The sequence below is a fragment of the Streptomyces sp. NPDC048560 genome, from assembly GCF_040650955.1.
Taxonomy (GTDB): Bacteria; Actinomycetota; Actinomycetes; order Streptomycetales; family Streptomycetaceae; genus Streptomyces.
Window position 1 is genome coordinate 112,659 of sequence record NZ_JBEZIJ010000003.1, and the last position, 15,024, is coordinate 127,682.

Below are 15,024 nucleotides of genomic sequence, written 5' to 3' on the forward strand. Positions count from 1 at the left end.
GGGGGTATCCCCCGGCACCGGAAGTGCCGCCCGTCAGGCACCTCACGCGAAACGCGGCCGAAATGCCCCGTGAGGCGGAGGTTCCTACGCTGAGAAGGAAACGGAGACACGACAGGAGGCGAGCCTGTGGCCGATGCCCCGGAACCCGGACCGCACGCGTCCCGCGCGGACCGTCTGCACGCGGTGGGCGACCACGACGTACACCTGAGCCACCATGTGGTCCACGGCTACCGTCGCGCGTACCGGATCGTGGGCGAGGGCCCCGCGATCCTCCTGATCCACGGCATCGGCGACTCCTCGGCGACCTGGGCGAACCTGATCCCGGAACTGGCCCGGAACCACACGGTCATCGCCCCCGATCTCCTGGGCCACGGCTCCTCCGACAAACCACGGGCCGACTACTCGGTGGCGGGCTACGCGAACGGTATGCGCGACCTCCTGGGAGTCCTGGGTATCGAGCGCGCCACCCTGGTCGGTCACTCGCTCGGCGGTGGCGTGGCGATGCAGTTCGCCTACCAGTTCCCGGAGCGCACCGACCGTCTGATCCTGGTGAGCGCGGGCGGGGTGGGCTCCGAGGTCACCCCGATCCTCAGAGCCGTCTCGCTGCCGGGCGCCGACCTGATGCTGTCCGCGCTGCGCCTGCCCGGTATGCGTGCCCAGGTGGGCCTCTTCACCCGCCTGATGAGACTCCTCGACACGGACCTAGGCCAGGACGCCGCCGAACTCGTCGACCTGGTGGACGCGCTCCCCGACGACACGTCCCGCAGCGCGTTCATCAGCACGCTGAGGGCCGTCGTGGACTGGCGCGGCCAGGTGGTCACCATGCTCGATCGCTGCTACCTGGCGGAGGGCATGCCCACCCTGCTGCTCTGGGGATCACGCGACAGCATCGTCCCGGTCGATCACGCATACGGTGCCCACGCCGCGATGCCGGGCAGCCGCCTGGAGATCTTCGAGGGCGCCGGCCACTTCCCCTTCCACAGCGACCCTGCCCGCTTCCTTTCCCTCGTCGATGACTTCATGCGCACGACGACCCCCGCGAACTGGAGCCAGGAACGCTGGCGAGACCTGCTGCGCGCCGGCCGGCCGGGCAGCGCGGCGGGAGACCCGGACGAGGCGTTCCACCGGGCGGTGGAGCGCGATCTGCGGGAGGCGAGCGAGCGGAGTGCCACCTGAGGGCTTGTCGATGTCCTCGTCACCTGGTCTTGTGTACCCGCGGGTAACGACTTTCGAGGACGGGTGCGGCGTGGAATCAGTGGCTGGGCAGCCTGAACAGGACATACCTGGCACTCCGCGCGGGGGACTCGCGGATCTGCCCGGGGGACTTGCCGAAGCGATACGGGACACCGCCCTCGCGATTGCGGCGCTACTGGGCGAGGCCACCGACACAGGTGCTGCCGTGCCCGGCTCGGAGTGGAACATCGGCGAGGCGGCAGCGCACCTGGCGCAGGCCAACGAGCTGATGGCCGGCATCGCGGCGGGCCAGGAACGGAGCCACGGCGACGGCACGCCGCAGAGCATCGCCGGGGCGAACGAACGCGCGCTCGCCGCGTTCGACGAGCGTGAGGCCGGTCCGCTGGCCGGGATGATCGTCGCGCAGGCCGACGCGTACCTCGCAGCGATGGACCGGCGAGCCACGGAGGGGACCGTGGTCACCCCGTTGGGCACGATGAGCCCCGGGGTCCTGGGTTCGTATCTGCTGACACACATGCTCGGCCACGGCTACGATCTCGCCCGCGCCCTGGGCCGCCCACACATGATCGACCGCACCCGGGTCGACCTCGCCCTGCCCTTCCTGATCACGGCGATGCCCCGGGTGACCGATGGTGCTGCGGCAGCAGGCCTGAACGCCCGCTACACGATCCGCCTGTGGAGCGGTGCCCGCTTCGGCGTGACCTTCGCCGACGGAGCCGTAACGGTGGCGTCGCAGCCGCCGGACCGCCCGGACTGCACGATCCACATCGAGCCGGTCACGTTCTTCCTGATGGCGCTGGGCCGCCGCAACCCGGTGGCCGCCATCGCCTCGGGCCGCGTCCTGGCCTGGGGCCGCAAACCCTGGCTCGCTCCGCGCTTTCCGGGACTGTTCACGGCGCCCTGACCCGGGGGCGGCTCAAGCCTGAACCGAGCTGAACGTTGCTCAGCCTCCGGCCGCGCTCCGGACCGGATGCGAGGCGCGGCCCCCAACTCCCTGTGCAGGGTGGACTTTCTGTCGGTGCTCCGACATTCTGTGCGGACTTTGATCGCGGATCTTCGTCGATCAGTGAGGCCGTCCGCGAGTCCGTCCTTCGTGCGCAAGGGGAACTGCCATGAGCTCGTCCCGCCCGCCCTCCCGCCGGATCGCCGCGGTCTGCGCGGCCGCCGCACTCGCTCTTCCGCTGAGTGCCTGTAGCAGCGGTGACGAAGGAGCCACCGTCAAGGGTGCGAAGCTGGTCAAGTCCGGCCAGATAACCACCTGTACGCATCTGCCGTACGCGCCCTTCCAGTCCGAGAAGGACGGAGAGGTGGTCGGCTTCGACGTCTCCATGATCGACCTGGTCGCGAAGGACCTGGGCGTGAAGCAGGTCGTCGTGGACAAGTCGTTCGAGACGATCAAGACCGGTGCCGACCTCAACGCCGGCATCTGTGACGTGGCCGCCGCCGGAATGACGATCACCGACGAGCGCAAGGCGAACCTGGACTTCTCCGCCCCGTACTTCGACGCCACGCAGGCGTTGCTGGCCCGCAAGGGGGTCAAGGCGGCAACCATCGAGGACGTCACCGGGCAGAAGCTCAAGCTCGGTTCGCAGTCCTCCACCACCGGCGAGGACTTCGCCCGTGAGCACGGCGCCGACCCGCAGTCGTTCGAGAGCTCCGATGCCGAGCTCAACGGACTGCGCACAGGCCAGGTGGACGTCATCGTGCAGGACTACCCGGTCGTGCAGAACTGGCTCAAGGACCCCTCGAACTCGGCCAAGTTCGAGATCGTGGGCAACCTCGACACCGGCGAGCAGTACGGCTTCGCCGTCCGCAAGGGCGCCAACCCCAAGCTGCTCGCGGCGATCGACAAGGCCATCAAGGACGCGAAGTCCGACGGTACGTACAAGAAGCTGTACGAGCAGTGGATCGGGCCCATGCCGAAGGGTGCCGACGCACAGTGACCACCCTGACCACCCGCAAGGACGGGGAGGAGACGGCTGCGCGGCCCCGGATGTCGCCGCGCCGCCGTCGCCGCATCTCCCGCGGGGTGCAGTACGCCGTCTTCGCGATCGCCGTGGTCGTCGTCGGCGCGCTCGCCGACTGGCGGCAGCTCCAGGAGCAGTTCCTCGACCTGTCCGTCGCGAAGCAGCTGTTTCCCGAACTCATCACGGTCGCCCTGCTGAACACCGTGGTGTACACGCTGACCGGGTTCGGCGTCGGACTCGTGCTGGGCCTCGTCATCGCCCTGATGAGGCTGTCGTCCGTTGCGCCTTACCGGTGGCTCGCGACGGCTTACATCGAGTTCTTCCGTGGACTTCCCGCCTTGTTGATCTTCATCTTCGTCGGGGTGGGCGTCCCGCTCGCCTTCCCGGGGATCACCTTCCCCGGGGAGACGTACGGGCAGGTCGCCTGCGCCCTGGGTCTGGTCTCCGCGGCCTACATGGCCGAGACCATCAGGGCGGGCATCCAGGCCGTCCCGCGCGGCCAGTTGGAGGCTGCACGGACGCTGGGAATGTCGCACGCCACCGCGATGCGGTCGATCGTGATCCCCCAGGCCTTCCGGATCATCGTGCCGCCGCTGACCAACGAAATGGTCCTGCTCTTCAAGGACTCCTCGCTCGTCCTCTTCCTCGGCGTCACCCTGCAGCAGCGCGAACTCACCAAGTTCGGCCGGGACCTGGCCAGCACCACGGCCAACACCACGCCCATCTTCGTGGCGGGCCTGTGCTACCTCCTGATCACCATTCCGCTCGGCTATCTCGTACGGCGCCTGGAGGCCCGTCATGCACAGGCAAGGTGACCACGGGATGGGGACGGCAGAGATGACGGACATGACTCCGGCGATCGAGATCCGAGGGCTGCACAAGTCGTTCGGTGATGTCGAGGTGCTGCGCGGCATCGACTTCACCGTGGCCGCCGGCGAGGTCGTCTGCGTGGTCGGCCCCTCGGGGTCGGGGAAGTCGACCTTGCTCCGCTGTGTGAATCTGCTGGAGGAGCCGACCAGCGGCACGGTCACGGTCGGTGGCGTCGACATGAGCGATCCGGACATCGATCTGGACGCGATGCGCCGCCGGATCGGCATGGTCTTCCAGCAGTTCAACCTCTTCCCTCATCTGAACGTGCTGGACAACCTGACGATCGCCCAGCGCCGAGTTCTCGGTCATGACAGGGAGAAGGCGGGCCGCATCGCCCGGGAGAACCTCGCCAAGGTCGGCCTGGCCGACCGCGAGGACAGCTTCCCCGCCCAGCTGTCCGGCGGCCAGCAGCAGCGCGTGGCCATCGCACGTGCCCTGTCGATGGGCCCCGGACTGATGCTCTTCGACGAACCGACCAGCGCACTCGACCCCGAACTCGTGGGCGACGTCCTGGGTGTCATGCGCACCCTTGCCGACGAGGGCATGACGATGATGGTCGTCACCCACGAGATGGGCTTCGCCCGCGACGTCGCCGACCGCGTCGTCTTCATGGACGACGGCCGAGTCGTGGAGGAGGGCGCCCCGGAGGACGTACTGACCCGCCCGGAACACCCCCGCACCAAGGCCTTCCTCGCCCGGATCCTGAACCAGGGCGAGGTCCGGCCCGAGGCCTGAGACGTCGGTGGGGAGGGGTGAGGGCGGACGGCGAGCCCCGTGGGGTGATGCCACCGTCGATCACCGGCACCTCGACGAGGCGATGGGTGGCATCCTGCCGTCGGCCGAGACCCTCGCGCAACGGATCTACGACCGCTGGTGCGAGAACCTTCCCGGACTCAGCGCGGTGCAGGTGTCTGATACCCCGGTGTCGGAACCCCCCAAGACCGTCCAGGATGACGCATGTGCCGTCGCGGGGGTGCACAACCTCCTTATAGTGGGCGCGCGTTGATCGTATGATCTCGACGCGTGAAGCTTCCGCCACAGGAGTCAGGACGATGACGCACCCTCCCTCAGCCGTGCCATCTTCCGAGTCCGTGCCGGAAAGCCGCTCCGGAAGCGGGTGCCCCGTGGGCTCCGGGGCCGCCGCCGTGGCGCTCAGTGGGCCCGGGTTCCATACCGAGCCGCAGGCTCTCTACCGCACCATGCGACGCGACCACGGGGCGGTCGTGCCCGTGGAGCTCGTCGGGGATGTTCCGGCCTGGCTGGTCATCGGCTACCGGGAGCTGCACCAGGTCACGAGTGACGGGGAGTTGTTCCCCCGGGACGTCGGGCTGTGGAACCAGTGGGGGCGGCTCCCCGAGGACTGGCCGCTGCTGCCGATGGTCGGGCGGCCCATGCCGTCGATCTACTTCACCGCCGGTGCCGAGCACCGGCGGCACGCCGAGATGGTCGGGCCCGCGCTGGAGGGTGTGGAACCCCACGAACTGCGCGGCCACTGTGAGCAGTTGGCGGACCGGCTCATCGACGAGGTGTGCCGGCGCGGCACCGCCGATCTGATCGCCGACTTCGCGGAGCCCCTGCCCGTGCTCGTACTCGCCCGGCTCATCGGGTTTCCGGACGACGAGGGGCTGCGGATCGCCCAGGTGCTCAAGGAGCTGGCCGACGGCGGGCCAGGGGCCCAGGAGGCCCACGTCCGGTTCGGGGAGCACATGCAGCGGCTGCTCGCCGCCCGGCGGGCCGATCCCGGTGACGACGTGACGTCCCGGATGCTGGCCCATCCCGGAGTGTTCACCGACGAGGAGTACGTACTCGACCTGATGGCCGTCACGGCCGCCGGGCATCTCACCACCGCCGACTGGATCGGCAACTCCATGCGGCTGATGCTCACCGACGAGGAGTTCGCCGAGGCGCTCGCGGGCGGCCGGCGCAGTGTTGCCGAGGCCATGAACGAGGTGCTCTGGGAGGACGGACCCACGCAGATCCTCGCCGGGCGCTGGGCGGCCAGGGACACCCAGCTCGGTGGCCGGTCCATCCGGGCCGGTGACATGCTGCTGCTCGGGCTGGGAGCCGCCAGCGCCGACCCGCACATGCGTCAGCACCTCTCCGCTTCCGGGAGAACCGCGGGGCAGGGCGGGAACAGCGCGCACCTCGCCTTCAGTCACGGCGAGTACCGCTGCCCATTTCCCGCGCAGGAGATCGCCGAGATCATCGCCCGTACCGGCATCGAGGTGCTCCTCGACCGGCTGCCCGACCTCGAACTCGCCGTCGCCGCGAAGGATCTCGTACGGCGGCCCTCCGCCTTCCTGCGCGGGATGACGTCACTTCCCGTCCGGTTCACCCCCGTCCGTCCGACAGGAGACTCGTTGTGAAGTGCCCCCATGGCGCCGTGGTCATCGACCCGATGGTGCGCGACCTCGACGGTGAGACCGAGCGGCTGCGCGACGCCGGGCCGCTGGCGCGGATCGAACTGCTCGGTGTGCCCGCCTGGACCGTCACCCGTCACGCCGAGGCGCGCCAACTGCTCCTCGACACCCGGCTGGTGAAGGACCTCGACGCCTGGGGGCTCTGGCGGAGCGGGGAGGTCACGCACGCCTGGCCGCTGATCGGCATGATCGACGCCGGCCGCTCGATGTTCACCGTCGACGGCGCGGAGCACCGGCGGCTGCGGACCAAGACCTCGCAGGCCCTCACTCCGCGCCGGCTGGAGGAGATACGCCCGGACATCGAGAGGTTCACCGAGGAACTGCTGGACGACCTCGCCGCGCAGGGCAAGGACGGTGCCGCGGTCGACCTCAAGAGCGTGTTCGCCCAGCCGCTGCCCATGCGGGTCGTCGGACTGCTGATGGGGGTCGACGAGTCCGAGCACGCCATGCTGACCCAGCGGTACAAGGCGTTCTTCTCCATGCTGACTCCGCAGGAGGAGCGGCTCGCCCTGCTGGCCGAGCTGGATGTGTTCTACACGCGGCTGGTACGGGAGAAGGCGGCCCAGCCCACTGACGACCTCACCACCGGGCTCATCCTTGCCGACGAGGGCGGGGAGCCGCTCACCGAGGAGGAGGTGGTGGGCAACCTCAAGGCGATGGTCGCCGCCGGGCACGAGACGACGATCGGTCTGATCCTCAATGCCGTACGGGCACTGCTCGCCCACCCCGACCAGTTGCGGATGGTGCTGGACGGCGAGGTCTCCTGGGAGACCGTGATCGAGGAGACGCTGCGCTGGGACACCCCGACGACGCACCTGCTGATGCGTTTCGCCACGGAGGACATCCAGGTGGGCGACGACGTGATCGCCAAGGGGGAGGGCGTGGTCGTCTCCTACCGGGCCATCGGCCGCGACACCGTGCAGCACGGCGCGGACGCCGACGCCTTCGACATCACCAGGCCCGGGCCCATCCGCCACATGACGTTCGGGCACGGTCCGCACATCTGCCCCGGAGCCGCCCTGTCCCGTGTGGAGGCGGCCGTCGCGCTGCCCGCGCTGTTCGGGCGCTTCCCGGGTCTGCGTCTCGCGGTCGCGGACGACGAGATCCGCAAGCTGCCGGTGATGACGCAGAACGACATGGAGTCCTTCCCCGTCGTCCTGGAGGGCCGAGCGGCGGACAGCTGAGCGGCCCGGTGCCGGGTCGAGTGCCGTGGTTCGGGGTCGTTCCCGCTCGGCGGGTGCCTCAGGGCGCGTCGAACCACGGCTTGTTCCCGGCCCAGTGCGTCACCCATCCCGCGAAACCCGACGTGCCCGTGGTGGAACCGAACTCGGCTCCGAACGGCACGGCTCCCTCACCGCTGATGTTCCACACGTGGCCCCGGTGCGGTCCGGTCACGACGAGGTGCCAGTTCATGCCGCAGCCGTCCGTGCCCAGCACGACCGAACCGTGGCCGAAGACCCGTTCCAGGAGCGCGTCCACCTCCTCCGGCGGTCTCGCATCGTCCTCCTCGTCCTCCCACAGCCATGCCTCGGTGAGCGGAAAGGGCAGGTCGAGCCTGCGCTCAGGCCGGTCGTCCTCCCAGTCGCCCGGCAGGTCGGCCAGAGCCAGGAGGCCGAAGTCGGGAGGCCCGGCGTACGAGCCGTCGGTCATCTCCGCCACGAACGTCCGGTACGGCTCCGGCAGCACGACGCCGTGCTCGGCTTCGAAGGCGCCGACCGCGGGAAGGCCCAGGGCGGAAGCCCCGTTGTCGTCGGGGGCGAAGGCCGCGCGCAGAGCGGCGAGGTCGGCGACGGAGGCGTGCTCGGTATCCATGGGGATGATGAATATCATCCACCGCGGACAACGGCTTCCGGTCCGCCTCCGACCCGGTTCCGGGCAGTCGTCGGTCCGGCGGCCACGACCGGCGGACGAGCCACCCGCCGGATCACCGACGGCGCTTGCGGGGAGAAAATACACGATGCGCGGCAACCTTTCCGGCGTCGGCGGCGACTATGGACTGTCTCCGGAGTCCACACCCAGGGCTCCGGTGAGCCGATCGGCAGGGCCCGCACGCACGCCGAGCCATCGAAGCGCTTCGATGGCTCTCTGGACAGGTCGAACGGAGCGCTCTAGGCTCCAGGTATCTGTGCATGTCACAAGGACAAGGGTTGCTGAGACGGCTTGTCGAAGCGCTTCGAAGATTCCGTCATTCGTCGTCCCGTAATGGAGAGCTGAATGGTCACGCTTGCCGAGGTCGCCCAGCACGCCGGAGTCTCTGCGAGCACGGTGAGTTACGTCCTCAGCGGGAAGCGCTCCATCTCGGCCTCCACGCGCGAGCGGGTGGAGCAGAGTATCCAGAAGCTCGGCTACCACCCCAACGCGGGTGCCAGGGCCCTCGCCAGCAGCCGGTCCAACATCATCGCGCTGATGGTTCCGCTGCGCACCGACATGTACGTGCCCGTGATGATGGAGATCGCCATCGCCGTGGCCACCACGGCCCGCACCCACGGCTACGACGTCCTCCTCCTGACCGGCGAGGAAGGCCCGGCCGCCGTGCGGCGCATCGCCGGCAGCTCCCTCGCGGACGCCATGATCCTGATGGACGTCGAGCTCCAGGACGAGCGGCTGCCGCTGCTGCGGGAGACCGACCGGGCCGCCGTACTCATCGGGCTGCCCGCCGACACCGCCGGACTGACCTGTGTGGACCTCGACTTCGAGGCCACCGGGGCGCTGTGCGTGGAACACCTCGCCGGGCTCGGACACCGCGAGCTGGCCGTGATCGGCGAGGCCGCCGCCGTGTACGAGCGGCACACCGGCTTCGCCGAGCGCACCGTGGACGGGGTACGGGCCATGGCCCGCGAGACGGGCGTCCGGGTGCTGCACCGGCCCTGCGAGGGCGGGTACGCGGCGATGGCCGGCACACTGGCGCGCATCTTCGACGAGCGGCCCGGCACCACCGGCTTCATCGTGCAGAACGAGGCCGCCGTCGAGCCGCTGCTCAACCTGCTGCAGCAGCAGGGCCGTGCCGTGCCGGAGGATGTGTCGGTCGTCGCGATCTGCCCCGACCAGGTGGCGTCCCAGGCATCGGTGCGGCTCACGTCCGTCGCCCTGCCGGCCCAGGAGATGGGACGCCGTGCGGTCGAGCAGGTCGTGGCGAAACTCACCGGGCGCGACACGGACGAAGTCGAGCTGCTGGCGCCCGAGCTGACGGTCAGGGCCAGCACGGGACCGGCCCCCGCGGGAGTGTGAGCGGGAGCCGGGACCCCGTGCCGTCGGCCACTGCGGACCGGTCCCCGGGGGAGCGGGAGCCGGTCCGCGGTGCCGCCGGTCATGCCGCCGTGGTGCTCCTGAGCGCGGCGACCCCGTAGCGGTCCAGTTCGACCCTGCCGTCGGTCTTCGTGCCGGTCAGCAGGTCGATGTGCGGGCCGGGCAGGGTGACGCTCACCCGGCTTCGCCCGTGGTGCAGCAGGAACAGCACATCGCCCCGGCGTACCGCTTCCACCCCGGCGGGCAGGTCCGCCAGTACGGGCCGGACACCCGCCGCGCCGGCCGTACGGCCCAGCAGCGCACGCAGGGCCTCCGGGGCGGGCAGCGTCGACACGTACCACGCGGTCCCCCTGCGCAGCACCGCCGGGAACCCGTCGAGCTCGCCCCCGCGGTAGGCGGCGACCGTCTCCGCGCTGCCGTCCGGCTCCAGCTCCTCCGACCACACCCGGCCCTCGAAGTCCCCGGAGTCCCCGGAGGAGCCCGCGCACCGCACCACCTCGTCCGCGTCGAGCGGCCACCACTCGTGGACCGTACGGATGCCGAACAGCTCGCGCAGCCGGGGGTCCATGCCGCCAGGCCGGACCCGGTCGTCCTCGTCGGCGATGCCGGTGAAGAAGCCGCAGACGAGCGTGCCGCCACCCCGCACGTACGCGACCAGATTGTCGACCGCCGCGTCCGTGAGCAGGTAGAGGTGCGGTACGGCAACCATCCGGTACGCGCTCAGGTCGGCTTCGGGGCGGGCGAAGTCGGTCGCGACTCCGTTCTCCCAGAGGCCGCGGTGCCAGGCCTGGACGACCTCGGTGTACGACAGGAGCGAGGACGGCCGGCCCTCCTGGCTGCCCGCCCACCAGGCATCCCAGTCGTGCAGGACGGCCACGTCGGCGGTCACACCCGCACCGCTCACCTCCGGGCCGACGATTTCGAGCTCCGCTCCGAGCTGTCTGACCTCACCGAAGGTCCGGCCCTGTTCGCCTGCGTGGCCGAGCATCCCCGAGTGGAACTTCTCCGCGCCCTGCCGGGACTGCCGCCACTGGAAGTAGCAGACGGCGTCGGCGCCCCGGGCCACGGCCTGCAGTGACCAGAGCCGGTTCAGGCCGGCCGGCTTGGGGTGGTTGACCGCACGCCAGTTGACCGCGCCCGCCGCCTGCTCCATCACCATCCACGGGCCGCCGGCCTGCGAACGCGTCATGTCGGCCAGCATCGCGTTGTACTGGCCGCCCTGCGGGTCCCGCGGATCGGGATAGATGTCGACCGAGACGATGTCCTCCTCGGCCGCCCACGCCCACGCGTCCTGCCCCGACCACAACGGCATGAAGTTGGTGGTCACCGGGATGTGCGGACTGTGCCGGGCGACGATGTCCCGCTCGGCGACGTAGCACTCCATCAGGGCGTCGGACGTGAAGCGCCTGAAGTCCAGGACCTGCGCCGGATTGTGCAGGTACTGCGCCTTCCTCGGCGGCAGGATCTCCGCCCAGGAGTCGTAGCGCTGACTCCAGAAGGCCGTGCCCCACGCCTCGTTGAGTGCCGCCACCGTGGTGTAGCGGCCGGCCAGCCAGCGACGGAAGTGCTCGGCTGTGGCATCGCACCAGCAGCTCGTGCAGTACTCGTTGTTGATGTGCCACACGGTGAGCGCCGGGTGGCCGGCGTACCGGGCCGCCAGGTCCTCGGTGAGCGCGGCGGCATGACGCCGGTAGACGGGGGAGCTGGCGCAGAAGTGCTGACGTGACCCGTACCAGACCACCGAGCCGTCCTCGGCACGCGGCAGTGTCTCCGGGTGGCGCGCGCCCATCCAGGGCGGTGGCGAGGAGGTCGGCGTGGCGAGGACGACTCCGATGCCGTGTGCGTGCATCAGATCCATCAGCCGGTCCAGCCAGCCGAACTCCCGCGCTCCCGGCTGCGGTTCGATCCTGGCCCAGGAGAAGACGCCGAGGGTGACGGAGTTGACGCCCGCCTCCCGCATCAGCCGGGCGTCCTCGGCCCACACCTCCTCGGGCCACTGCTCGGGGTTGTAGTCGCCACCGAAGAGGATGCGGCCTCGGGTGGCGTCACTGAGGGACGGCATGAACGTCTCGTTTCTCACGCGGGGTCGGCGTACTGGATGCCACGGCCGTTGGTGCCGAGGTAGACACGGCCGTGGACGCGGGGATCGCCGGTGATGACCTCACCGGTCCATCCCCACTGGTGTGCCTGGTCGTTGATCCGGATCCAGGTGGCTCCCGCGTCGTCGGAGCGCAGCACCGCCACGCCGTCGTACGTGGCGGAGACCCGGCCGGTCTGGAAGATCGCCGGGTAGGAGGCCCTGGGGCGCCGTCCCGCCGTCGCGGCCGCCTTGCCGAAGCCGAGGGCGTGCGAGGCCTGGCAGCCTGCCACCGGGGTGAAGGTGAGGCCGCCGTCCGTGGACCGGAACAGCCCGTTGTCCTTCGCCGACAGCCACAGGTCACCGCTGCGGCCGGGGGCCGCGGCGATCCGGAACTGTGTGTCACCGGCGGGCAGTTGCGCGGCGCCCCTGGTGAACGTGACACCCGAGTCCCTCGACACGGACACCGCGCCCGCGTCGGTGTCGTACACGTAGAAGCGGGTGGGGTCGAGCGGGTCGGCGACGGGTGCGCCGCCCTTCGGGAAGGTGGTGACCTCGGTCCACGTGGCGCCGCCGTCCGTCGAGCGGTGAGCCGCGTACTTGGTGCCGTCCCAGTGGATGAACGACCACAGGAGCGTCCTGCCGTCGGCGCTCACGGCGATCGGCCCGGGCGCGGAGGCGGCGATGGACGGCTGGGAGGCGAAGGGCTGCCAGCTCGCGCCGCCGTCGTTCGAGTACGCCCCGGCCGCGCCGCCCGAGGGCCAGCCGGCCCGTACGACGTACGACGGCTTGAGCGTCGCCAGCGCGAGCCCGGTGGCGGAGCCGAAGACCGGGTTCGACGCCATGCCGCGAGACGGGGACGCGGTCAGTGATTCGTGGTACATCACTCCGATGTCCCCGAGCCCGCTGAGCAGTTGGGCACCACCTGAGGGCGGTGCGATCAGCTGCCGCACCGCGGACTCCTCCAGGCCCCGGATCTCCGGCGCCCAGTGCACCAGGTCGCGCGTCCCGTAGATCGTGGCGCCCGTGCCGAAGACGATGTGCCGGGAGTCGAAGGGGTCGACGGCGAGGGCCTGGATCCACCAGCCGAACTTCGCGTCGGTCCCGCCCCAGCGCAGGTACGGGGTCTCGGACACGTCGAGTACGGCGGAGTCCTTGAGCGAGGTCCAGCTCGCTCCGCCGTCCGTGGAACGGAAGAGGGTGTCGACGGGCCCCCAGCGGTTGTTCGTCGAGACGACGACCGTGCCGGGGCGGCTCGCGTCGACGGCGACGCCGCCGTATCCGAACGCGTCGCCGCTGCTCGGCGCGACAGGGGAGACGTCGGACCAGACGCCGGTCACCGTGTCGAGCCGGTGGACGGAGCCGTTGGCCTGGTTGTTGGGACCGGGGCCGTCCGCGTAGGTCACGTACAGGGCCTGGGTGCCGGCGTCGTACGCGGCACGGATCGGGAACTTCGTCGCCGCCGCGCCGGCCGACGGCTGCCCGGGCACCGCCTGCCAGCCGCCCGAACCGTCCGTGCGGTAGAGCGCGGTGCCCCCGTCGCCCCACCCCGCGTACACGGTCCGGCCCGCCGCCACCAGCAGCGTGACGCCCTGGCCGCTCGCCGACGCGGTCGCGGGGAAGGCTGCCGGGGCCCAGGTGGCGCCCCGGTCGGTGGAGCGCAGCAGGCCGTCGTGCCGGGTTCCGAGCCACAGAGTCTCGCTGTCGCGAGGGTCGACGAGCAGCCGCTCGCCCGCACCCCGGCCGTCCTCGTTCGCCCCGAGCCGTACGGTCAGGTCCGCGCGGGCCCACGTCGCGCCCCGGTCGTTCGACCGGAGCACCGCTCCCGGACTCGCCCATGCCTGGGCGTACGTACCCAGTGCGAGGTACAGCCGGTCCGGGAAGGCCGGGTCGACGGCCATCGCCTCCACGCCCAGCAGGTTCCAGTCGTCCCAGCCCAGGTGATCCGTGAGCGCGGTCCAGCGGGCCTCAGCCCCGTCCCACCGGTAGGCCCCGCCGATGTCCGTGCGGGCGTACGCCAGGCCCGCGACGGCCGGGTGGAAGAGCACGCCGGTCACGAAGCCGGTGCCGCCGATCGCGGCGGTCCGCCAGCGGTACGCCTGCGTGGTCGCCCTCCCCCGCCGGGGCGAGGCCACCGCGGGTGACGCGGCCGGCAGGGTGGCGGCCGCCGCGGCGACGGCCGCTCCGGCGAGCACGGTACGGCGGCGGGGCATGGGGAGGGACGAATCGCGCATGACGAACACCTTCCGGTGGGGGAGTGGTGGGGGTCGTGCCGTGCGTGCTCGGAGCGGGGGTGCGGGAGGACCCGGCCGCCGGCGTGGGGCTCAGCCCTTGACCGCGCCGGTGAGCATGCCCTTCTTGAAGTGCTTCTGGACGAAGGGCGACAGCACCGCGACGGGCAGCAGGGCCAGGACCATCACGGCCATCTGGATGGCGAGGGGCGAGAGCCCTCCGGTGTTGATGGCCTGGGCGAGACCGACCGGCCGCTCCTGCTTGAGGACCAGCTGGTTCATGATGTTCTGCAACGGGAGCATGTCCGGATCGCTGATGTAGATCGAGGCGTTGAACCAGGCACTCCAGTAGCCGACCGCGTAGAACAGCGTGATCACCGCGATGACGGCCCGGGAGAGCGGCATGACGATCTGCCACAGGATGCGGAAGTCGCCGGCCCCGTCGATCCGGGCGCTCTCGATGAGTTCCTGCGCCGTGCTCATGAAGAACGCGCGCAGGACCAGGATGTTGAAGACGTTCAGGGCGCTGGGCAGGATCAGCGACAGGTACGAGTCGGTGAGGCCGAGGCCCTGCACCACCAGGTACGTCGGGATGAGTCCGGCGCCGAAGAACATCGTGGCGAGCAGGATGAACAGGAACGGCCGGTGGAGCACCGATCCGCTGCGCGAGAGCCCGTACGCGCACATGATCGACACGGTCATGCTGAACAGCGTGCCGACCAGGGTCACACCGAGGCTGACGATCGTGGCCCGGGTCACCTGGCCGCCGCCCAGGAGTTCCTGGTAGGCGACGAAGGTGATGCCCCGGGGGATCACGACCAGTCCGCCGGTCTCGGTGATGGTCTTCACCGAGGACAGACTCGTGACGATCACCACCCAGAGGGGGAAGAGGATCGCCAGGCACACCCCGACCAGGACGACGCCCTTGGACGCGAGGCCGGCGCTGGTCGGCTTCTCCTCCCAGACCGGCCGCAGCCTGCCCCGTACCATCGGGCCCTGCTGCCGCCCGTTCAGTTTCC

The 15,024-nt window shown here is 70.5% G+C and carries 12 protein-coding genes; 8 read left to right on the forward strand and 4 right to left on the reverse strand.

All coding sequences use genetic code 11. The annotated features are described in order from the left end of the window. The first annotated feature begins 174 nt into the window (after positions 1–174). The 7 genes from AB0C82_RS10470 to AB0C82_RS10500 all read left to right on the forward strand — a co-directional run bounded on the left by AB0C82_RS10470 (position 175) and on the right by AB0C82_RS10500 (position 7,635). Positions 175–1,176: an alpha/beta hydrolase gene (locus AB0C82_RS10470; RefSeq protein ID WP_362839813.1), complete on the forward strand. Its 1,002-nt coding sequence runs from the start codon at positions 175–177 to the stop codon at positions 1,174–1,176. A 79-nt stretch (positions 1,177–1,255) separates the two neighbouring features. After that, entirely contained in the window at positions 1,256–2,098 is an 843-nt protein-coding gene (locus tag AB0C82_RS10475) for a maleylpyruvate isomerase family mycothiol-dependent enzyme (RefSeq protein WP_362839815.1), read from the forward strand. Positions 2,099–2,306: 208 nt separating this feature from the next. Then, the gene (locus AB0C82_RS10480) at positions 2,307–3,137 is read left to right on the forward strand and encodes an ABC transporter substrate-binding protein (RefSeq protein WP_362838662.1); all 831 of its coding nucleotides are present in this window, start codon (positions 2,307–2,309) and stop codon (positions 3,135–3,137) included. A gap of 50 nt (positions 3,138–3,187) precedes the next feature. After that, positions 3,188–3,976 carry an amino acid ABC transporter permease gene (locus AB0C82_RS10485; RefSeq protein WP_362839818.1) on the forward strand — a complete coding sequence of 263 codons (789 nt, stop codon included), beginning with the start codon at positions 3,188–3,190 and terminating at the stop codon, positions 3,974–3,976. Between the two features lie 7 nt (positions 3,977–3,983). Next, entirely contained in the window at positions 3,984–4,766 is a 783-nt protein-coding gene (locus tag AB0C82_RS10490) for an amino acid ABC transporter ATP-binding protein (RefSeq protein WP_362838665.1), read from the forward strand. A gap of 317 nt (positions 4,767–5,083) precedes the next feature. Continuing rightward, complete coding sequence (locus AB0C82_RS10495; RefSeq protein ID WP_362838668.1) at positions 5,084–6,397, forward strand: cytochrome P450; 1,314 nt, start codon at positions 5,084–5,086, stop codon at positions 6,395–6,397. 32 nt (positions 6,398–6,429) lie between these two features. Further along, complete coding sequence (locus tag AB0C82_RS10500; RefSeq protein WP_362839821.1) at positions 6,430–7,635, forward strand: cytochrome P450; 1,206 nt, start codon at positions 6,430–6,432, stop codon at positions 7,633–7,635. A 58-nt stretch (positions 7,636–7,693) separates the two neighbouring features. Here the strand turns inward: AB0C82_RS10500 and AB0C82_RS10505 are convergent, their stop codons facing one another. Then, positions 7,694–8,263 carry an SMI1/KNR4 family protein gene (locus AB0C82_RS10505; RefSeq protein ID WP_362838670.1) on the reverse strand — a complete coding sequence of 190 codons (570 nt, stop codon included), beginning with the start codon at positions 8,261–8,263 and terminating at the stop codon, positions 7,694–7,696. Positions 8,264–8,665: 402 nt separating this feature from the next. Between AB0C82_RS10505 and AB0C82_RS10510 the strand changes: the two genes are divergently transcribed. Next, positions 8,666–9,679 carry a LacI family DNA-binding transcriptional regulator gene (locus AB0C82_RS10510; RefSeq protein WP_362838673.1) on the forward strand — a complete coding sequence of 338 codons (1,014 nt, stop codon included), beginning with the start codon at positions 8,666–8,668 and terminating at the stop codon, positions 9,677–9,679. Between the two features lie 79 nt (positions 9,680–9,758). On the opposite strand, the gene AB0C82_RS10515 is transcribed toward AB0C82_RS10510, so the two are convergent. The 3 genes from AB0C82_RS10515 to AB0C82_RS10525 form a co-directional block, all read right to left on the reverse strand. After that, complete coding sequence (locus AB0C82_RS10515) at positions 9,759–11,759, reverse strand: beta-galactosidase (protein WP_362838676.1); 2,001 nt, start codon at positions 11,757–11,759, stop codon at positions 9,759–9,761. A gap of 14 nt (positions 11,760–11,773) precedes the next feature. Further along, positions 11,774–14,008, reverse strand: coding sequence for a 1,4-beta-glucanase (locus AB0C82_RS10520; protein ID WP_362838679.1), 2,235 nt, complete (start codon positions 14,006–14,008; stop codon positions 11,774–11,776). A 90-nt stretch (positions 14,009–14,098) separates the two neighbouring features. Continuing rightward, entirely contained in the window at positions 14,099–14,995 is an 897-nt protein-coding gene (locus AB0C82_RS10525) for a carbohydrate ABC transporter permease (protein WP_362839823.1), read from the reverse strand. Positions 14,996–15,024 lie beyond the last annotated feature (29 nt).